At 65.8% G+C, this 18,821-nt stretch carries 17 protein-coding genes and 1 tRNA gene; 9 read left to right on the forward strand and 9 right to left on the reverse strand.

The window, feature by feature from the left end:
- Positions 1-55: 55 nt before the first annotated feature.
- Positions 56-700 (reverse strand): FMN-dependent NADH-azoreductase, encoded by a 645-nt coding sequence (locus tag ACGGAQ_RS03120; protein ID WP_393044078.1) that lies wholly within the window; start codon positions 698-700, stop codon positions 56-58.
- 82 nt (positions 701-782) lie between these two features.
- On the opposite strand from ACGGAQ_RS03120, the gene ACGGAQ_RS03125 reads away from it, so the two are divergent.
- Positions 783-1,262 carry a MarR family winged helix-turn-helix transcriptional regulator gene (locus ACGGAQ_RS03125; RefSeq protein ID WP_393044080.1) on the forward strand — a complete coding sequence of 160 codons (480 nt, stop codon included), beginning with the start codon at positions 783-785 and terminating at the stop codon, positions 1,260-1,262.
- A 10-nt stretch (positions 1,263-1,272) separates the two neighbouring features.
- Here the strand turns inward: ACGGAQ_RS03125 and ACGGAQ_RS03130 are convergent, their stop codons facing one another.
- Positions 1,273-2,286 (reverse strand): potassium channel family protein, encoded by a 1,014-nt coding sequence (locus tag ACGGAQ_RS03130; protein ID WP_393044082.1) that lies wholly within the window; start codon positions 2,284-2,286, stop codon positions 1,273-1,275.
- Between the two features lie 232 nt (positions 2,287-2,518).
- Between ACGGAQ_RS03130 and ACGGAQ_RS03135 the strand changes: the two genes are divergently transcribed.
- The 4 genes from ACGGAQ_RS03135 (at position 2,519) to ACGGAQ_RS03150 (ending at position 5,141) form a co-directional block, all read left to right on the forward strand.
- Positions 2,519-3,106 carry a helix-turn-helix domain-containing protein gene (locus tag ACGGAQ_RS03135; RefSeq protein WP_393044084.1) on the forward strand — a complete coding sequence of 196 codons (588 nt, stop codon included), beginning with the start codon at positions 2,519-2,521 and terminating at the stop codon, positions 3,104-3,106.
- Between the two features lie 135 nt (positions 3,107-3,241).
- A complete protein-coding gene (locus ACGGAQ_RS03140; RefSeq protein ID WP_393044086.1) occupies positions 3,242-3,841 on the forward strand; it encodes a ClpP family protease in 600 nt (199 codons plus the stop codon).
- A 55-nt stretch (positions 3,842-3,896) separates the two neighbouring features.
- Positions 3,897-4,667: a hypothetical protein gene (locus tag ACGGAQ_RS03145; protein ID WP_393044088.1), complete on the forward strand. Its 771-nt coding sequence runs from the start codon at positions 3,897-3,899 to the stop codon at positions 4,665-4,667.
- A 123-nt stretch (positions 4,668-4,790) separates the two neighbouring features.
- Positions 4,791-5,141, forward strand: a complete 351-nt coding sequence (locus ACGGAQ_RS03150) for a DoxX family protein (protein WP_393044089.1) — start codon at positions 4,791-4,793, stop codon at positions 5,139-5,141.
- Between the two features lie 36 nt (positions 5,142-5,177).
- On the opposite strand, the gene ACGGAQ_RS03155 is transcribed toward ACGGAQ_RS03150, so the two are convergent.
- The gene (locus ACGGAQ_RS03155; protein WP_393044091.1) at positions 5,178-5,576 is read right to left on the reverse strand and encodes a winged helix-turn-helix transcriptional regulator; all 399 of its coding nucleotides are present in this window, start codon (positions 5,574-5,576) and stop codon (positions 5,178-5,180) included.
- Between the two features lie 105 nt (positions 5,577-5,681).
- Here ACGGAQ_RS03155 and ACGGAQ_RS03160 point away from each other — a divergent pair, with 105 nt between their 5' ends.
- Positions 5,682-6,584 (forward strand): NADP-dependent oxidoreductase, encoded by a 903-nt coding sequence (locus ACGGAQ_RS03160; protein ID WP_393044092.1) that lies wholly within the window; start codon positions 5,682-5,684, stop codon positions 6,582-6,584.
- A 9-nt stretch (positions 6,585-6,593) separates the two neighbouring features.
- Here ACGGAQ_RS03160 and ACGGAQ_RS03165 read toward each other — a convergent pair whose 3' ends face one another.
- Positions 6,594-7,115, reverse strand: a complete 522-nt coding sequence (locus ACGGAQ_RS03165; RefSeq protein WP_393044094.1) for a GNAT family N-acetyltransferase — start codon at positions 7,113-7,115, stop codon at positions 6,594-6,596.
- 298 nt (positions 7,116-7,413) lie between these two features.
- Here ACGGAQ_RS03165 and ACGGAQ_RS03170 point away from each other — a divergent pair, with 298 nt between their 5' ends.
- Entirely contained in the window at positions 7,414-8,379 is a 966-nt protein-coding gene (locus ACGGAQ_RS03170; protein WP_393044096.1) for a phosphotransferase enzyme family protein, read from the forward strand.
- Positions 8,380-8,422: 43 nt separating this feature from the next.
- Here ACGGAQ_RS03170 and ACGGAQ_RS03175 read toward each other — a convergent pair whose 3' ends face one another.
- Together ACGGAQ_RS03175 and ACGGAQ_RS03180 are read right to left on the reverse strand one after the other, a co-directional pair.
- Positions 8,423-8,950 (reverse strand): cyclase, encoded by a 528-nt coding sequence (locus ACGGAQ_RS03175; protein WP_393044098.1) that lies wholly within the window; start codon positions 8,948-8,950, stop codon positions 8,423-8,425.
- Between the two features lie 98 nt (positions 8,951-9,048).
- A tRNA-Arg gene (locus ACGGAQ_RS03180) sits at positions 9,049-9,124 on the reverse strand.
- Between the two features lie 1,355 nt (positions 9,125-10,479).
- On the opposite strand from ACGGAQ_RS03180, the gene ACGGAQ_RS03185 reads away from it, so the two are divergent.
- Positions 10,480-12,813, forward strand: a complete 2,334-nt coding sequence (locus ACGGAQ_RS03185; protein ID WP_393044100.1) for an N-6 DNA methylase — start codon at positions 10,480-10,482, stop codon at positions 12,811-12,813.
- Positions 12,810-14,180, forward strand: coding sequence for a hypothetical protein (locus ACGGAQ_RS03190; protein ID WP_393044102.1), 1,371 nt, complete (start codon positions 12,810-12,812; stop codon positions 14,178-14,180). The genes ACGGAQ_RS03185 and ACGGAQ_RS03190 overlap by 4 nt, the downstream gene beginning before the upstream one ends.
- 181 nt (positions 14,181-14,361) lie before the next feature.
- On the opposite strand, the gene ACGGAQ_RS03195 is transcribed toward ACGGAQ_RS03190, so the two are convergent.
- Genes ACGGAQ_RS03195 through ACGGAQ_RS03205 form a run of 3 tightly spaced genes read right to left on the reverse strand, consistent with a single transcriptional unit; the run spans position 14,362 to position 18,450 of the window.
- Positions 14,362-15,195, reverse strand: coding sequence for a hypothetical protein (locus ACGGAQ_RS03195; protein ID WP_393044104.1), 834 nt, complete (start codon positions 15,193-15,195; stop codon positions 14,362-14,364).
- Positions 15,192-16,844, reverse strand: coding sequence for an AAA family ATPase (locus ACGGAQ_RS03200; RefSeq protein ID WP_393044106.1), 1,653 nt, complete (start codon positions 16,842-16,844; stop codon positions 15,192-15,194). The genes ACGGAQ_RS03195 and ACGGAQ_RS03200 overlap by 4 nt, the downstream gene beginning before the upstream one ends.
- Entirely contained in the window at positions 16,831-18,450 is a 1,620-nt protein-coding gene (locus ACGGAQ_RS03205) for a restriction endonuclease subunit S (protein WP_393044108.1), read from the reverse strand. Before ACGGAQ_RS03205 ends, ACGGAQ_RS03200 begins: the two co-directional genes overlap by 14 nt.
- Positions 18,451-18,821 lie beyond the last annotated feature (371 nt).

Consider the following 18,821-nt stretch of genomic DNA (forward strand, 5'->3'; position numbering starts at 1 on the left):
ACGAGAGCGGCCGTCCCCGGTTCCGGGGGCGGCCGCTTCGTCGTACCAGTGCTGGTCAGCGCTGGGCGGAGGCCGGGGTCCAGAGGTTGTCGATCTCCTTCTCGGTCGCCGCGAGGCTGGCCTCGTGCAGCGGGATCAGCTCGGCCATCGCCGGCACCGCGGGCGCGAGGGTCAGTTCGGTGCTGATGAAGCGCGGCTGCATGCCGGTCGCCGACAGACCGTGCGGGAGCCACGGCTCCGCGTGGTCCCAGCCGTAGCGAGGGGTGCCCTCGCCGTACCCGCCGCCCCGGGTCGCCAGCACCACGAACTCGCGGCCGCCGAGCAGGCCCTCCTGGGTCGTCGGGTCGTGCGACAGGCCGGGAACGATCAGGTGGTCGACCCAGGACTTGACACTGCTGGGGGCGCCGTAGTTGTAGAGCGGCAGCCCGAGCAGCACCACGTCGGCCTGCTTCACCTCGTCGACCAGCCGCTCGCTGAGCTCCCAGGACTCGCGCTGGGCCGGAGTGTGCTGGTCCGGCGGCGTCATTCGCGCCAGCCCGGTCTCCGAGTTCAGGTGCGGCAGCGGCTCGGCGCCCAGGTCACGGTAGGTCACCGTGCCGTCGGGGTGTGCCGCGCGCCAGGCCGCAGCGGCACGAGCGGTGAGCCGCCGGCTGACCGACCAGTCGCCCCGGATGCTCGAATCGATATGCAGCAGGTTCATGATTCCTCCTCCAAGGATCGTCTGTGTAGCACCAACTATTTATAGCAGGCAGATATTGCGGCGCGTCGGTAGACTGGGTCACATGTCCGCCCTGCCCCTGGATCCGCCGGAGCACCGCTCGGGCCCCCTGCTGGACCACCTGGCGCGGCGGATGCGACTGCGGGCGGAGTCGGTGCTGGCGCCGCTGGGCCTGCGACCACGGCACCTGGTCGCGCTCACGGTGTTGCGCGCGGGCGGCGGCACCAGTCAGCAGGCGCTCGCCACCACCCTCGAGATGGACAGCACCAACGTCGTCGGGCTACTCAACGACCTCGAAGCGAAAGACCTGGTCGAGCGCCGACGGTCACCCCAGGACCGCCGACGACATGTCGTCGAGCTCACCGAAGACGGTGCGAAACGCCTCAACGAGGCGGAATGCGCTCTCGCGGGCGCCGAGGACGAGGTGCTGGCGGCGCTGGAGCCAGCCGAGCGGGAGACGCTCTACGAGCTGCTCAGGCGGGCCGCCACCACGACACCGATCAGCTGCGGCGAAGCGCTCATCGACGAGCCCGACGCCTGCTGACGCACCAGCGTCAGACCGTCGCCGCGGATTGCGGTCGGTCGTCGCGGACGTGCACCAGCATGTCGCCGGTCTCGATCACCGCACCGGCCCGGTCGGCCAGAGTGACCACCTTGCCCCGCCGGACCAGGGCGATCACCAGTGAATCCAACTCACGCGGTGAGCGACCGACCTCGTCCCGCTCCGCCGAGCGCATCGCCAGCGCCATGCCCTGCCCCGGCGTGAGCAGGTCCTCCACCACGTCGATCAGCGGCGGCGCAGAGGTGGACAGGCCGAGCAGGCGGCCAGCGGTCGCCGAGGAGACGATCACATGATGCGCGCCGCTCTGCTTGAGCAGCGGGGCGTTCTCCGCCTCCCGCGCCGCCGCGATGATCCGGACCTGCCCGGCGGTGAGCTGCCGTACGGTAAGCGCCACCAGCACCGAGGCATCGTCACTGTCGGTCGCGATGATCACTGCCTTCGCGTTGCGCACGTGCGCCTCGTTCAGCACGGACGACCGGGTCGCCGACCCCTCGATCGCCACCAGCCCGGCCGACGTGGCCTGCCGCAGGGCGGCGCTGCTGCGCTCCACCACCACGATCCTCGACCGGTCCAGGCCGTTCTCCATCAGGGCGTTGACCGCACTGCGGCCCTTGGTGCCGTAGCCGCAGATGATGACGTGGTCCTTCACGGTTCTCCTCCACCGCGACAGGCGACGGCCGGTCCGGTACTGCTCGGTCAGGACTTCCAGGGTGGTGCCGACCAGGATGATCAGGAAGACAATCCGGGCTGGGGTGACGAACAGGACGTTGACCAGCCGGGCCGACGGCGCGGCCGGGGTGATGTCCCCGTAGCCGGTCGTGGAGAGCGAGACGACCGCGTAGTAGAAGCAGTCGAGCAGGGTGAGGCCGTCCTCGTTGACGTCGCGGTAGCCGTCCCGGTCCAGGTAGACCGCCGCCACCACGGCGAAGACCAGGCCCAGGGCGGCCGCGAGCCGGAGGCTCAGCGCGCTCAGCGGGCCCCGGCGCTGCGCGGGAAAATGGATCACCGTCGAACCTGCTCCGCCGCCGTCGCCTGCACGACCACAACATAGCGGGTACGCCACACGCCGCACGCCCGGGTCGCGCAGCGGACAACCCGTACCGGCCCCCGCACCCGTCTATCGGACGACAACGAGCGGCAGACGGCGGCGGCGCGGGCCCGCTCGGGACCGCCGACGGATCCGACAACCGGCATGATGGGGGTGTTCCTCCGACGACGACCGCGAGAGTGAGGTCCGCATGTCGTTGCTGCGACGAGTGATCGGCGGGGTGCTGCGCCGACTGCGCCAGAGCCAGGGCCGCACACTCCGCGAGGTGGCCGGGGCCGCCGGGGTCTCCGTGCCCTACCTGTCCGAGGTCGAGCGCGGGCGCAAGGAGGCCTCGTCGGAGGTCCTCGCGGCGATCTGCCGGGCGCTCGGCATCCAGCTCTCCGACCTGCTCGAAGAGGCCCGCGACGACCTGCGCCGAGTCGAACGTCGCATCCCCGCCGCACCCCGGGCGGCGCTGGCCCGGCTGGAGCGGGTTCCGTCGGCGCGCACCGAGACCGGTTCAGCCTTCCGGATCGGCTTCCAGCCGAGTGGGTCGACGCCACCCGTGGCCGCCGTCAGGGCCCCCGTCCGGCAGCCGGCCGGGCCGGTGCTGCGGTTGGGCGGGCCGATCCTGCACGTCGGCGGTCCGACATCGCCGGCCGGGTCGACCGTCGGCGGGGCGGGGCTGCGGGTCCGGCTGATCGCCTCTGCGCCGACCGGGCGTCCCGGCCCGCGTACCTCCAAGATGCTGGCCTGCCGCCGGGCCGGGGCGGGCCGGCGGCGGCTGACCCTGGTGTAGGCCCGCCGGGTTCTGCCGTCGGCGGATCTGCCGGCGGCAGAATCCCTGGCCGGCCGCCGGTCACCGCCGCAGGCTGGAGGGGCCGGTCCCCCGGGCGGTTCCCCCGCCCGCCGGCACGGTGGAGGGCGGCGACGGATGATCGGGTACGGCGTGCAGATGCGGGACAGCGGGCAACCAACCTTCGGTGACCAGGTGTTCGAGCGGCTGCTGCGGGAGCGGATCGTCTTCCTCGGCACCGAGGTGACCGAGGAGTCGGCCAACCAGATCTGCGGGCAGATCCTGCTGCTCGCCGCCGAGGACGCCGACCGGGACATCTACCTCTACATCAACTCGCCGGGCGGCTCGGTGAGCGCCGGAATGGCGGTCTACGACACGATGCGCTACGTCCGCAACGACGTGGCCACGCTGGCGCTCGGGTTCGCCGGCTCGATGGGGCAGTTCCTGCTCTGCGCCGGCGCGGCGGGCAAGCGGTACGCGCTGCCGCACTCGCGGATCATGATGCACCAGCCCTCCGGCGGGATGGGCGGCACCGCCTCGGACATCACCATCCAGGCGGAGAACATGCTGCACGTGAAGCGGACCATGCAGGAGCTGATCGCTCAGCACAGCGGACGGACACTCGACGAGATCCAGCGGGACTGGGACCGCGACCGCTGGTTCACCGCCGAGCAGGCCCGGGAGTACGGCCTCGTCGACCGGGTGCTCACCCGGGCCGATCAACTGCCGGCGGACTGACCTGCGGGTGGCCATGGTGCACCGGAGGTGGTGCCCATTGGTTAGGGTCGCGTCTATGCGTCGACTGATCCCTACCCTTTCGATTGCCCTCGCCGCCGCCCTCGTGGCCGGCTGCGGCACCACCTCCGGCGACAGCACCGGAGGGGCGGGCCCCTCCGCCGCCCCCGCCACGTCCAAGGTGGAACCGGTCGCCGCCGTCCGGCAGGCCATGGACCGCAGCCTCGCTGGCACGGTCACCATGGACGCCTCGGTCAAGGCCGGCAACCAGTCGATCACCCTCAGCGGCAAGATGGACCCCGCCGCCAAGGCGATCCACGTCACCGGCAACGCCCCGGAGCCGATCGAGGCCCGGCTGATCGGCGATGCCGCCTACATCAAGTCCGACTCGCTCGAGGGCGAGAAGCCCTGGATGAAGATCGACCTCAACAAGCTCCGACCGACCAGCTCGTTGCGCCAGTCGTTCGACCTCAAGGCGCAGACCGGCATCATCGGCGGCATCGTGACCGCCCAGGAGGTGAGCCCCGGCCGCTACAGCGGCACCGCCGACCTGAACAAGGCCGCGGAGGCTGCCGGCACCGACGGCGGAATGCGCGACGGCCTCAAGTCCACCGCCAAGCTGGCGAAGGACCCGACGGCGGTCCCCTTCGAGGCGACCGTCGACGCCGACGGCCGGCTCAGCGCACTGTCCTACACGATCGCCACGAAGAGCGTCGGTGACCTCGTCACCGACATGAAGATGAGCGGCTTCGGCGAAAAGGTCTCGGTGGCCGCGCCGCCCGTCGGCGACACCGAGCCGGCCTCCGCCGAGATGTACAAGTTCCTCTGACCCTGCGACGACGCGGTGCCCTCCGGGACGACCCGGAGGGCACCGCTTTCTGCTGGGCGCGCCACGCCCGTAACGTTCCGCGGAGCTGCCCCGTCCCTGAGGTGACAACCACAGGGAGGGTTCATGTTCGCCGCTTACGTGACAGTCACCATCATCGCCTCGGTGTTCACCGGCATCGCCGCGGTCACCTACCTCATCGGCCACGACTATCCCAAGGTCCAGGCGGACATGAAGCGGGTGCCACGGTCCTGGCTGCCGGTGCTGGGCCTGCTGTTGGCGGCAGGCTCCGTGGGGCTCCTGGCCGGTTTCGCCGTACCGCTGCTGGGGACGCTCGCCGCGGCGGGGCTGGTGCTGTACTTCGTCGGCGCGCTCATCGCGCACCTTCGGGTGAGGTCACGCCAGCTCGTGGGATGGGCCGTCTTCTTCGTCACCGTGCTGGCCGCGCTCGCCGTGAACCTGGCCTACCGCTGGTGAGCCCCTGCGGTCGGTGCTGGCGCCTCCGCGGCCCTCTCAGGGGAGTTCGTCGAATCGGGCTCGGGCTTCGAACACCCGGTCCATGTGAGACTCCGCCCAGTCCTTGATGGAGATCATGACCGGGAACAGTTCATGGCCCAGCGGGGTGAGTTCGTAGTCGACGCGGACCGGCACCGACGCGGTGACCGTGCGGGTGACCAGGCCGTCGCGCTCCAGCGTCCGCAGGGTCTGCGTGAGCATCTTCTGACTGATGCCGGCGATGCGGCGGGCGAGTTCGCCGTGCCGCTGCGGGCCGTCCGCAAGCGCCGGGATCACCAGCGCCACCCACTTGTCGGTGAGCCTGCTCAGCAGCTCCCGTGTCGGGCAGCGCTCCAGGAACGCGTCGTAATCACGTTTTGCCTGCTCGCGGCGTTGCGCTGCGGTTGTCGTCGCCATCTCGCTCTCCCACGGTTCCCTAGGCACTTCAAGGTACCTACTTTCTCACGGTGCCCGTCGCTTCGTACGGTCGTGGTGATCACGACGGCTACGAAGGGGACGACGATGCGCGCAGTTCGTTACGAAGAGTTCGGAGGGCCGGAGGTCCTGCACGTGGCCGACGTGCCGACGCCCGAACCCGGACCGGGACAGGTGCGGGTACGGGTCGCCGCGTCTGTCGTCCACCCGGTCGACCTGATGGTCCGCTCCGGCCGGTTCCCGGCGCCGCTGCCGACCGGCCTGCCGTACACGCCCGGCTGGGACGTGGTCGGCACCGTCGACGCCGTCGGGCCATCGGTCGAGGAGTACACGATCGGCGATGAGGTCATCGGCTTCTCGCCGTGGCTGCAAACCACTGCCGGAGCCCACGCGGAGTACGTGGTGCTCGACGCCACCTCGCTGACCGCCGCACCCACCGGCGTCCCCGCCACCGAGGCGGCGACCTTGCCGACCAACGGACTCGCCGCCGCCCAAGCCCTCGACCTGCTCGCGCTCGCGGCGGGCTCGACCGTGCTCGTCACCGGCGCCGCCGGGCAGGTCGGAGGGTTCGTCCTGGCCCTGGCGCGGGCGGCCGGCCTGCACGCCACCGGCCTCGCCGGCGCCGACGACCGCCAGTTCGTCGAGTCGCTGGGCGCGGCGTTCCTGTCGCGCTCCGACGAACCGACGGGGACGTACGACGCGGTCATCGACCTGGCGGTGATCGGTTCCTCGCTGCTGGACCACGTCCGGGACGGCGGCGGCTACGTGGCCGCGTCACCTCCGCTGCGCCCGGAGCCGGTACGGGGCATCCGGACCTTCGCGCTGGAGGTGGAGTCGGACGGATCCCGGCTGGCAGAACTGGTCAAACTCGTCACCAGCGGCGACATCCCGCTGCGGGTCGCCGGTGTGTACCCCTTCGCCGCCGCGGCCGCCGCCCACGAACGGCTTGCCCAGGGCGGCGTACGCGGCGGCGTGGTCATCGTCCCCTGACCGGCAGAATCACCCAACCAGGTTGATCCAGTAACGTCTCACCGGGCCATGTTCGGAGTCGCGAATGCCCTCAAGAACACCGCCATTGCATTCGACGGTTCGTGCCGAGGCAAGGTTCTCCGCGAGGCAGGTAACAAGGACACGGTCCAGGCCCAGGTCAGCCCGGGCCTCCTTGAGCATCTCGCCCAGCGCCCAACTCGCCACGCCGCGTCCACGCGCGGACGGACGTACGCCGTAGCCAATCTGCCCGAGGGCGTCGTCGAATGTGTGCCGCAGGGCCACCCCGCCGAGTACCTGGCCGTTTTCGACAATCCACCGAGGCGAGCTGTGCTTCTCGTCCGGGCACGGCGTCCCCGTGGGATGGGCCAGCCGGACCTGCCGATGCACGAAATCAGCGAAGCCATCCGGCGAATCCACGTCGTCGTCAGCGCCCAGGCCGAAGCCGTCCTCGTGCACACCGGGGCCCCAGTCATCACGGCAATCCAGAAATGCCGCGTGCAGGTCGACGGTCGGCAGTATCAATTCGGGCATGCGGCCGACGGTAATGCCGGCCCCACGGCTGGGCCAGCGTGCCTACACCCGACGACAACAGCACTCAGAGGGCGATCCAGCCACGACGATGGCCATTCCTAGGCGAGGTAGGGGCGGCCGTCCTGGCGCAGTCCAGAGCCGCTTGGAAGTCCGCAAGGGGATCTCAGTACTGGGAACGGGTCAGTCAGACGTGGCGTGAAATCTTACGGCTCGTGATGTGCGCCACGCTTATCTGCCGACTCCGCCTGCCAGTGGCAAATCCCTTGCTGGACGGACTGCGAGCTGCAACGCTCCGTCGATGTTCGACAAGCCTGGCGTCGACGAGCGGTTGCTCGCGGCTGAGGTGGCCGCCGCTTGGACCGTGGACGTGGCCGATCTCGTATTCATGCCGGTCGGGCTCGACGGGCAGGCATGGGCGTACCGGGTGGACACGTCTGACGGCGAGCGCTACTTCCTGAAGACGCGCCGCGGTGAGTTCACTCAGGCGGCCGTCCTGCTGCCACGCTTCCTTCGAGCGCAGGGCGTCAGCCAGGTCGTAGCGCCGATCGACCTTCCAGGGGGCGGAGCCGTTCGCGGTTTCGGGGACTACCAGTTGCTGCTCTATCCGTTCCACGACGGCGGCAGCATGTGGGGCCGCGGCCTCACCAACGGTCAGTGGGTTGAGTACGGGGAGTTCCTGGGTCGATTGCACGCGGTCCGGCCGAGCGCCGAGCTCGCCGCGATCCTGCCGGTCGAGACCTACCGATCGAGCGCGGGCGAGCGGCTGCGAATCCTCGGGCAGCAGGCTGCGGCGAGCGAGACCCTCGGCGCTTTCTGGGACCGGTACGGCGCAGCGCTACATCGGTTGTCCGCAACCGTCGATGACCTCGCCTCCCGAGTGACGCAAGCTCACCACGTGATCTGCCACGCCGACATCCACCCCGGCAACCTGCTCGCTGACGGCGACGGTCCGCTGAACGTCGTGGACTGGGATGCACCGATCCTGGCGCCGCGCGAGCGGGACCTGATGTTCGTCTACAGCCAAGACTTCGGCGACCACCCGGTCAACGCGCACCGGGCCGAGCTCTTCCGTCGAGGCTATGGGCCGCTGGAACCGGACCAGACCATGCTGAGCTACTACCGTGCTGACCGGCAGCTCGACGACGTCGCCCTATTTCTCGGCAGCATCCTCAACCCCGAGTCCAGTCCAGAATCGCAAGCCAACGACCTGCACTGGCTGACCCGCATCGCCGAGGCCGTCGCCGCCCCCACCTACACACCCTGATCTCTTCCCGGTCTGCCACGGTGAGGCGCTGGCTGTCGACGTTTCACGATGTCTCGCGCCCCATCTGAGCCTCGCCCTCATCGATGGACTTCCTACGCGACTCGTCGTGGGGAAGCCTTGCCAGGGTGGCGGCGAGGTAGGCGTTGCGGCGCGCGATGAGTCGTTGCAGGTATGGGCGCAGGATGAGGCTGGCCACGAGTCCGCCGACGGGTCCCAGGGGCGCCGTGAAGTCGATGACGTCACGCATGACGGTGGCCGACGGATTGGCAGGGTCAGACATGAAGCGGTGTTCGTGGTGCCATCGACCGAACGGGCCGCGGATCTGCTCGTCGGTGAAGGCGTACGGCCGCCTACAGTCTGTGATCCGGACGGTCATCCGCCAGGGGAGGCCGAAGTGCCTCGCCTCCCACGTCACGACGTCTCCGGCCTGCAAGCGGCCGGCCGTTACGCCGCCGACCGCCCGCTCGGCGCTCGTACCCATGGAATCGGTGTGCATACCGACATCGAGGCAGGCGTCGAAGACGACTTCCGCGACCGCCTCTACGTCCGTAGTCAGCTCGATGCGGGGCACCCCGCCACAGTAGGCGCTGGTCGCGACGCGAGCCGCAACAGAAGGACTCCTCGACTCCGAGGCTGCTCTGTCGGTAATCCGGTGACGTGTGTTTTGCCTGGTGCCCCCGGCAGGATTCGAACCTGCGACACACGGTTTAGGAAACCGATGCTCTATCCCCTGAGCTACGAGGGCGCGAGGCCCTAGGGTACCTGCCAGCGGTTAGCCACGAGTGCCCAGGACTCCCCAGCCGCGCCGACCGCTGTCACCCGCCGTTGCTCCGACCGGTGGAGCACACACCGAGCACCGATCACTGCCCAGCAACCCGCCCACAACCCGCCGCCGCCCGACCATGACCAGAACTGCCCTCGCCTGCCCTGGACTCACCGAGCACATTCCGAGGGTTACCGCCGATGCAGCAGCCCGGCGAACGGGGGATATCGGAGAAGGGGCGCCCTTCGGACTACGGATCAGAAGGTTAGGGGTTCGAGTCCCTTCGGGCGCACAAGATCAAGAGGCGTTTGACCTGCCAAAACGGGGGTCAGACGCCTCTCGTCGTTCCTTCCCATGGTTGGCATGTTGCTCGAATGGTGCTCGTACGACGAACGTGGCCTACGTCCCGGCCCGTCCCGCTCGGTTCGTAAGGTCCCGTCTCATGTGATCAAGCGAGATGCTCCCCCCGCACGAACTGGTGCCGTCGTCCGCGACTGCCCGTGCTTACGTCTTCCCCTCGATGATCGTTGAATGCCGATTCACCAAATGAAAGCGGCCTAGATGTCTGTCATCCGCCGGTGATCAGACCAGAGATCACTTTGATGTCCGTCCCGACCACCGGCGGCCAGGTAGTCCCGGGAACTGGCAAGGCAACCTCGCCTTCTCAGGGTCGTTCTCCTGCTCGGCACCAGGCACCTTGATCAGTTCTTCGAGCTTGCCCTCAGCCTTCGGCCAAGCCCGTACCGTCCGTTGCGCGTGGACGCGACCGGCCAGGGCCGGTGCCGGCGACGATGGAGAGGCCAAAGAAGGGGCAGGCAACGCGGCCAGATCCGTAGGGAGTCACCCGGGTACGCCGACATGATCCCGCTGGCAGTCCACCCAGAACCGCCACAGTGACACTCACAGATCCTTAGGAACGTCCGGTGTCCACCAGCACCCGGCTCGCCTCGCCGCCAGGTCCTGGCCGGCGTTCAGACGATGGCGGCTGTTGGCGGCGCGCTCGTGTCAGGCTGGGGTTAGTTACCAACAGCTTGGGAATCGCACAAGATCGACTGCGTCGGCCCTGGGCGCTAGTCCAGCGGCACTGAATGGCCTGGAGTGACCGCCAGCTGCCTGCCGTAATGGCCCGTTAATGGCCCGCCAGCCCGGCCTCGCCCCGCCGGTAGGCCAGGTTGGCGAGGGCGGTGAGGGGTGTGGCATCCGGCCTCTGGGTGGCCGTTAGCCTTCTTGGCATGACGGGCCCGCTCCCCAGCCTCCCCAGCACGCCGTCCACGCCGTTCCCCGCAGAAGGGCTTCATCGACACGGAAGTTTGGCGTGGGCCCCTTTGCGCGGTTGGGTGGATGTGACTCACAAGCCGGAGGAAGTCGTACGGCAGCACTGGGTTCGACGTCTCCACCTCGACGGCGGGTTCTCGCTGGAGCAGATGGATCAGGAGCGTCGCACGCACTCCGGCAGGCGCTCCCCGCGTGCCGACATCGTGGTCTGGCGAAACGCGGCCGACAAGCAGGCTGGGAGCGAGCCAGTGTTGGTCGTCGAGACCAAGGCCGACGAGGGTGTCGTGCGGCCCGTGGACTTCTGGCAGGGCGAGTCTTACGCACGGTCGGCCGGAGCACGGTTCCTTGTGCTCGCTAACGCCAGCAGTCACGTCGTCTTCGAGCTGCGCAAGGGTATCCCTGGGCGCGCTCGTCAGATCAACGATTGGCCGAAGGCCGTCGACATTGGAGACGAAAAGCGTCTCGGAGCACTAGTGAACCGGCTTGAGGTGTTCGACCGCGAGCAGTTTCAGCGGCTGCTATTCGAGTGCCACAGTCTGCTGCGGGACAACCACGCGATGACGCCAGACCGCGCCTTTGACACGATTTCGAAGGTGCTGTTCATTAAGCTGCACGTCGAACGGAGTCGCACACACGAGACGTTCACGACGAAGTACCTGGACGACGCAGCCCGGTTTCTGAACAATCCGAGGCTCGCTCTACATGAGCAGATGTTTGACCAGACGAAGGGCGCCTATTCGGCTGACGACCTCTTCGCGAAGGACGACCGCCTGGACATCTCGGCGGACACTTTCCGCGCCCTGGTTGGCAAGCTTGAGCGTTTCAATCTGTCCAAAACCGGTGAGGACATTAAAGGTATCGCATTCGAGAAGTTCCTCGGGCGCACATTCCGAGGCGAGCTCGGCCAGTTCTTCACGCCCCGGCCTGTCGTGGAATTCATCGTCAATGTCCTCGACCCCAAGGAGAATGAGGTCGTCTGCGACCCGGCTGCTGGCTCGGGCGGGTTCCTTATCCGGGTGTTCGACCACGTACGCGACCAGATCGCTGCGGACGTCGCCGCCCAACGACAGCGGGTCATCGACACGATCAACGCCGAGTACCCCGACGATGCCGCTGACACGGCTCTCGACGAGCGTGACAAGCGAATCGAATCCGCCGTCGAGGAGCTGAATAAGCAGCTCGCGCCGAGCGCCCCGGAGGGCACCCCGACGGATACCCGGGTCGGACGACTGGCTTGGGGATGTATCTACGGCACCGACAAGGAACCGCGTGCCGCTCGCACCGCCAAGATGAACATGATCATGCATGGCGACGGGCATGGTGGGATCCACTGGCACGACGGCCTTGTCGACATCAACGGCATCTTCGAGGGCCGGTTCCGCGTCGTTGTCACCAACCCGCCCTTCGGCGCCACCGTCACCTCCTCACAGCGCATCGGCTCTAGCCCCGAGGCGGATGTGCCGAACGACCTTGACTACCGCCGGCGCCAGCAACAGCGATACGGCAAGGATTGGCTAGACGCGCACAATCGTGTGCTCAACGCAAGGGGGCAGAAGATCCTTGACCAGTTCGAGATCGGCAAGGTCACTACCTCCCGCAAGACGGAGCAGATGTTCCTCGAGCGATGCCTCCGCCTGCTCGAGCCGGAAGGGCGGCTGGGCATCGTCCTGCCCAATGGAAACCTGAACGCCTCGTCGCAAGCGTGGCTGCGTCGCTGGGCCGAGGGGAAGGCGTTTCTCCGGGCCGTCGTCGCGTTGCCGCCGGAGACCTTCAAGTTCTCGGGAGCCTCTGTCACAGCGTCGGTCGTGTTCATGCAGAAATTCACCGAGGATGACGCCCAGCGGTGGGAACAGTGCTGGAGTCACGCCTTCAAGGCCACCGAGCTGGAGTTCGGGCCGCGACGCGAAGCTCTGCTTAACAGCGCGACTGATGCACTGTTGCACAGCGACGACCCTGAGCTTCGCGACCTGCTCGATCGGCTTGCCGCGCTCGGCGTCACCCGAGTTCTTTCGGAGGCCACACGGGCGCGGAAGGACGGCCTTGTGCGAGGCGCGCCTACTACTACCCTGCGAGGCTTCAGCTGGCAGGGCGGTGCAACGGCGGCCGCGCGAGACCTTAAGAAGGCGTACATCGAGCGTGCCGCGAAGGTCCCCGGCCTGAAGAAGGCTCTGGCGTCACTCAAGGCCGCGCTGAAGGACCTCGACGAGCAGCAGAGTGTCGCCATGTGGAAGCACGTCCGCGAGGCGTTCGACTACCCGGTGTTCATGGCGACGCCGAAGGCGGTTGGGATCACAGCTACAGGAGAAACAGGGGAGAGCGTGCCCAACGACCTTCCGGCCGTCCTCGCCGCCTGGCAGCAGTTCAAGGCGGAGAACCTCCGTGAGGGAATCTGGTGACCGCCACGATGACAAGCGTCGTGCGCTTCGCCGCGCTCGATCGTTGGGACCCTCCGCAGATCTCTGGCGCTCCGGCATCGTACGCATGGCCGGTGGTGACACTCGGTGAAGTGGCTCAGGTGCGGCTTGGCGTGCAAGTGCCGCGGAAGGGATCGACGCTCAATGGAGTGGCTCGCCGCTACCTAAGGGCAATGAACGTCCGTCGAGCCGACCTCGATTTGACCGACGTCAAGACCATGCACCTGGCCGAGGCGCAGGCCATCGAGTTGACACTGCAGTCCGGCGATCTGCTCTTCGTCGAGGGTTCTGGCTCGGTGACCGAGGTCGGGCGCGTTGCGCTCTGGGACGGCAGCATCCCCGAAGTCGTCCACCAGAACAGCGTAGTCCGCGCCCGCCTGCACGACGATCGCCTCGACCCCGAGTACGTCATCACCTGGTTCAACTCACGTGCGGGCAACGCCTACATTCGTGAGCAGGCCACCACAACGAGCGGGCTCTATCACATCGGTGCCGGCAAGCTCGTAGGCGCTCCGATCCCCGTTCCGCCGATCGACATCCAGCGCCAGATCGTCGCTACCTACCGGGAGACGCTGCAGCGCGCTGAGGAAGCCAAACGCAGGTCCGCCGACCTCACCAATGCCGCTTGGGACCGCTTCGGCTCTCAACTGATCGACGCACCGGAAACGGCCGCAGCCGCGGGCATAGTGACCGTGACCAGGTTCTCCGCGCTCGACCGCTGGGATACCGACGTCACTCCCATCGGGACTACCAGTCCCTACCCGCTGGTTCGCCTCGACGCGGTCGCCGACGTACGGCTTGGCGTGCAGCTGCAGCGATCGAACACCGGAGGGCAGGACGCGCCCTACCTCCGGGTCGCCAATGTTCAGCGCGGCTATCTCGACCTCACCGACGTGAAGACGATGAACGTCAGTGCCGACACCGTCGCCCGACTCGCGCTGAAGCGCCACGACTTGCTGTTCCTCGAAGCGAACTCGCTCGAGGAAGTCGGACGCTGCGCACGCTGGGACGGACAGATTCCCTTGTGCATCCACCAGAACCACGTAATCCGGGCTCGTCTGGGCACAGCGGACCTGTTGCCTGAATACGTGGAAGCCTGGTTCAACTCCCCACCGGGCGGATCTCACGTCCGCGCCCGTGCTCGCACGACCAGCGGGACGCTCTACACCATCCCCGTAAGTGTCCTCGCGACCGCGCCTGTCCCCGTTCCGCCTCTCGAGGACCAAACTCGACTCATTGCGGAACTGCAAAAGGGCATCGCTGAGGCTCGTTCAGTCCTGGTTGACGCCGGACGACTGCGGAAGCAGGCCGAGACCCACCTCATCGCGGCACTGACCTCGTCCCTGTGACGAGGCCCGAGCGACCACGCCTCCGGCACGTCTCGGGCCGGCGAGCAGTACCGGAATTCCCCAACGCCGGTGGACTGAGTGCTGAGAGCCAGCCGGATCGCGATGGCCGACAGGCGGTGCCAGTCACCGCCGTGGTACCAGCAGCAGCCTGGGCCTCCACGGCGCGGCGGGATCTCACGCGTCACACCCTCAGCACTATGCGCTCAACCCACCACTCGTGGCTGAAGGTCTCAATGTAGGCTCGTGCAGCCATCGAGAACTCTGCGCTTGGCTTCATCAACTCTAGAAGGTCACGAATGACATCCTTGAAGGCGGCGCTGTTGTGTCCGCCAGGCGTGGGAGCTTCTCGTGAACCGCGATCGACCAGCCGTTCAACCTTGTTATAGAGCTCAATCCTAGCGTCGACGAAGTCCGGCCAGTCGATATGCAAGCCTATGCGACTCTCGTCCCACCTTTTCATCGAGACCGGATCGCCGCGGTAGGGCGGCGACACCGCCGACTCGCCATTCGGCCAAAAGGTAAGCTGCGGCGGATCTTCCGGGTCGCAGGGATCCAGATAGAGTGGCATCTCTGCCTCTAGGTTGTCTTCCTCCGAAAACGCCCGTTTGGATTCGTCAAGGAGAGGAAACCTCGCCCCCTTACCGCCGGTCAACGAGGAACCGCGCGCGCGTCGTGGCCGATTCGCGTGGTGGCAGCTCAGTCGGAAGTTCTTCCAGTCGAACGCCAGCCAATAGTAACCGGGATGGTCAGGGATGCCCTGCACGCCACCCTTAGGACGAAAATGGTCTATGTCGTCATCGGCACCTAGATTCTTGCTTTCCGTGTACCAACACTTCCCGTGGGACAGCCTCGACATCTCCTCGCGAAGCGCAACCCACGCTGGCTGATAACGCCTGATCACGTCTTTCCGTTTAATTGGGTCGGTCTCGGCTGTAACGGCTGCGGCCGCCTCGGCAAGTGCGGGCAGCAGATCAGCTATCTTTGGCCTCAGCTCCTCCCGGTTTATGAACCTCATGACCTACGTACCTCCTCGCGGAGCTCGGCCACAATGGCATCGGCGAGCCTCTCGCGCGCCTCGCGCTCATCGGGGCTCAACTCCGGAGTCTCCAGCCACGCGGGATCCTCGCTCCGGGTCCAGGCCCGGACGAAGAGCTCATACAACGGGTCGCGAGCCGCCATGGTCAGTCCGAGCCGCCGTAGACGGGCGTTAAGTTCGCGGAGCTCATCGTTCTCCGCCGGCGTACGGTCTGACATAGCCAGTGATCGCTGTCGATCTAGGTCGTGCTGAGTCTCTGGATCCAGAGTCGACCGTAGGCGGAACAAGTCGCTCGTTAGGATGGCGCCGACACCCATGCCCTTCGGCGATTGATCCGGCACCGACGCCCGTGCTACTCCGGTTTCGTCTCGCGTCATGATAACAACCTCCGACCGATCAAGCCGCGAGAAGACCAAGGGGTCGTGTGTGTTCATGACGATGTGGCACGAGTCTGCTCGTTCTCGCATTGCCATGAAGTGGTTTAGGAAGTCGAGATACTCCACGCTCCATGCAGGATTAAGGTGGGTGTCCGGCTCGTCGAGCAGAAATAGCGCTTCGTCCCGCGCCGTGAACTTCAGCAGGCCCAATACGAGCAAGAGTTGTTGCTCGCCCTCACTGAGGTCTCGGTAATTAACCTCTCCACCGCCGGCTTCGGCGGTCATTCGAACCCGCGTGCGAACCTCTAAAAGTAGCCGTGAGAGGTGTGTACTCTCAAGTGCGGTAAAGAAACGATACTGATCGCCGTATTGCTGGTAGACATCCGCTAGGGAGGGCGCGTCCTTCAGAAACAGATACAGGTGCTCGACGGATTGCGCCTTTGTCAACCCCGTCACATAGCGCCGATCCATACGTAAGGGGAGGTATGCAGAGTCATAGAGCCGGCCCAAGAACTCCTGGACCTCTCCTTCCGCCCCCCAGAAGCGCTCGTCGCCTCGCGACTTGCGAGCCCAGTTTGGCTGATGAAGCACAAACAAGACGCTGTCTAGGCCATCAATTTGCATGCGCTCCTTAATGAAGGAGCGGTCGGCGTCGCCGTCTGACTCCTGATTCATGAAGAAGGAAAGGAGTGCGAACTGTCCGTGGAGATTTTGCGCGTAGAACAGTCGCCGCAACTCGTTAGGATCGCGCCTCGTCGACCTTCCCGACTTGTCAAGGGGCTTGATTATCGCGCTGTAGAACCGCTCTTGGTGCTTCTCGAATACCCGCTTCAACCTGTCGCTGGGTCCTGAGTAGTAGCCGAAGACAAAGGCCGGACGGTAACGCGGTCTTCCGTTGGCATCAAGCTCCATAAATGTACGCCGACTGGTGGCCTTGAACGCCGCCCCGTCGTCTTCGGGGAAAAGGCCGTCGTTCGCGGCGAGGTCTTTAAGATAGAACTCTGGCCACCTACCCTTAACGGCGTGGACTCGGACTTGGACTTCGCGGACCTCGTACTCGATCGTGTATGTTAGAGCGCTTTTCTCGTCTAAGTCGAGATTCCGGAAGATTGTCGCTATCGCTTCTATAAGGTTGGACTTACCCGCTCCATTTTCGCCTACAAGCACCGTGTAGGGCGAATCTTCCTGGAAGTCAATACGCAGGTCACGCAGATTTTTGAAATGCTCGATCCACAGTTCACGCAGGCGCATCGGGCCTCGCTTCAATCGGGGCGTTCTCTGTGGCGCCACCTGCCTGAATGCTTCCAGCCGGCTGCGACCTAATTGCCACGTAAAGGCTTTCCACATCCTCCACGCTGTTCTTGTCGAGGCCGAGTCGTGGCAGCAATTCGACCATCGTAAAACCGCCCCTCGCCCCAGCCAAGACCTCTACTAGACGGTCCGCCAGAGGCTTGTCTTCTTCGCCGGCATTTCGCTCGTTCCTGGAATTCCTTCTAGAGGTGACAGGCTTGCGTGCGGTCGACTGCGCTTGCTGTTCCAGTTGGCGGGCGGCCTCTTGTTCTTGCAACAGACTCGCCGCTGTGCCACCCACTTCATTCGGCTCAGCTAAGTTCCCGGTTGCGGCCATGGCATACAGGTCTTTCTCGAGTCCGGGCAAGCCCGCCAAGGATTGCTGCACCGCTAAACGTTCCTCTGCGAGTACCGATAGCTGTGTGTGAGCCTCGTCGGCGATGGACCTCTGTAGGTCTTTTTCAGGTAGCGAAATCGGCAGAGCCGAGAACGCGGGGAGTGTAAAGTGGGCAATATTCGTGGTCCCCCTAGCGAGATCACGAAAGACGCCGTTTCTGAAGTAGTGCCTCAGAACGAGTAACGCGAATCTTGGGTCGAGCAGCTCCGAACACCGGTAGCGAAGTATGTGGTTCTGGAAGGAGATGTCGCCATCATAGCCTTCAAACAATGCTGGCCGACCCAGAAGCTCCGGACTTTGCCCCTGCGTTAAAAGGATGTCGCCTGGCCGCAAAGTGAAGGCCTCGCGCCGGTCGGGCGGCAGATTAATCAGGCGTAGGTCGTCGAAGTCGATGCGACTTTCGTACACATTTGCAACACGGAGATACGGGACCATGAAGTCCCCACTAGAATTCTTTGGACTTCTGGCCAATCCAGACCTTAGTTCTCCCGCTTTCCCAAACGTGGTTTTTCTCCACGGCGATTTGGTCGCGCCTGCCAAGAGTTCGCCTGTCAAAGCTAGTTGCAAGACCTCATCTTCTTGTAGACCGGTCGCTACCAGCGCCGCGTTTAGGCGCTCACGCGCTTGTGCGAGGTGGTCGAGGCGCGCATGCAGATTCTCGACGATATCAACTTGTTCCGCCGGGGGCGGGACCGGGATCTCCAAATTCCTTAGCTTCCGCAGGCCTAGGTGCTGGATCCCAATTCCCCTTGCCTCGTCAGCAAGTCGTCCCTGCAGCCTGTGGTGCTCCAGCATCATGTGCAGGAAATTGGGCTCCATGACGGATGAGCGCACACGAATTACCGTATTCTGAAAGACGCAGGGCGAAACCTCGCCTTGCCAAACCGCGGAGCGACCAACGAGCTCAGCGCTTCCCGATGCTTCTGCGACTAGCACGTCCCCCGCTTTAAGCTCGTAGGTTGAGAGCTCCGACGCTGAAACGTCCATCGTGTTGACGTCACTAATATCGAGGACGCGACCGACTATGTTGGCCGCCCTTACATATGGGGTCCCGCCCGTGCTCCTCGCTGGCGTCAGCTGCAATCCCAAACGGGCGTCCGCAAGTTCAGCGACGCTCCGCGTCTCCCAGTGGCGGGGAACAGTGTCCTCTCCGGATGCAACCTCAGGCATCGGCGACCTCGTCCTCCTTGCGGACGCAACGAAGACCCTCGTTAGGTCGAGGACCCCGCGTCAGCCTAGTCCGACTGTGGCCGCGGTAGGTGGGGCGAGTTCGGGCACCAGGTCGACGAAGGTCGTGACCTGCGACCAGCCGTCCTCGGTCCCGGCAGCGGAGGCGAGGACCGTGCCGAATCACGACACCCCCCGTAGGCGGCAGAGAGGCAGCAAACTCGCCGGTACGACCAAGCAACGGACGGGATTGAAACCGCAGACAACCGCACGAACGAAAAGCCGACAGCGACAGATCGCAACGGTGCCCACACTGTCAAGGCAGCCAGGTCAGCAGGCCGATCCATCTGATCGGATACGACCAACCCTGCTCC

Source organism: Micromonospora sp. NPDC047557, from assembly GCF_043205095.1.
Classification (GTDB): domain Bacteria; phylum Actinomycetota; class Actinomycetes; order Mycobacteriales; family Micromonosporaceae; genus Micromonospora.

Bases quoted from the DNA above. Each gene is read 5' to 3' on its own strand.
- ACGGAQ_RS03120 (WP_393044078.1), bottom strand. From the start codon at position 700: ATGAACCTGCTGCATATCGATTCGAGCATCCGGGGCGACTGGTCGGTC.
- ACGGAQ_RS03125 (WP_393044080.1), top strand. From the start codon at position 783: ATGTCCGCCCTGCCCCTGGATCCGCCGGAGCACCGCTCGGGCCCCCTG.
- ACGGAQ_RS03135 (WP_393044084.1), top strand. From the start codon at position 2,519: ATGTCGTTGCTGCGACGAGTGATCGGCGGGGTGCTGCGCCGACTGCGC.
- ACGGAQ_RS03140 (WP_393044086.1), top strand. From the start codon at position 3,242: ATGATCGGGTACGGCGTGCAGATGCGGGACAGCGGGCAACCAACCTTC.
- ACGGAQ_RS03145 (WP_393044088.1), top strand. From the start codon at position 3,897: ATGCGTCGACTGATCCCTACCCTTTCGATTGCCCTCGCCGCCGCCCTC.
- ACGGAQ_RS03150 (WP_393044089.1), top strand. From the start codon at position 4,791: ATGTTCGCCGCTTACGTGACAGTCACCATCATCGCCTCGGTGTTCACC.
- ACGGAQ_RS03155 (WP_393044091.1), bottom strand. From the start codon at position 5,576: ATGGCGACGACAACCGCAGCGCAACGCCGCGAGCAGGCAAAACGTGAT.
- ACGGAQ_RS03160 (WP_393044092.1), top strand. From the start codon at position 5,682: ATGCGCGCAGTTCGTTACGAAGAGTTCGGAGGGCCGGAGGTCCTGCAC.
- ACGGAQ_RS03165 (WP_393044094.1), bottom strand. From the start codon at position 7,115: ATGCCCGAATTGATACTGCCGACCGTCGACCTGCACGCGGCATTTCTG.
- ACGGAQ_RS03170 (WP_393044096.1), top strand. From the start codon at position 7,414: ATGTTCGACAAGCCTGGCGTCGACGAGCGGTTGCTCGCGGCTGAGGTG.
- ACGGAQ_RS03195 (WP_393044104.1), bottom strand. From the start codon at position 15,195: ATGAGGTTCATAAACCGGGAGGAGCTGAGGCCAAAGATAGCTGATCTG.
- ACGGAQ_RS03200 (WP_393044106.1), bottom strand. From the start codon at position 16,844: ATGCGCCTGCGTGAACTGTGGATCGAGCATTTCAAAAATCTGCGTGAC.
- ACGGAQ_RS03205 (WP_393044108.1), bottom strand. From the start codon at position 18,450: ATGCCTGAGGTTGCATCCGGAGAGGACACTGTTCCCCGCCACTGGGAG.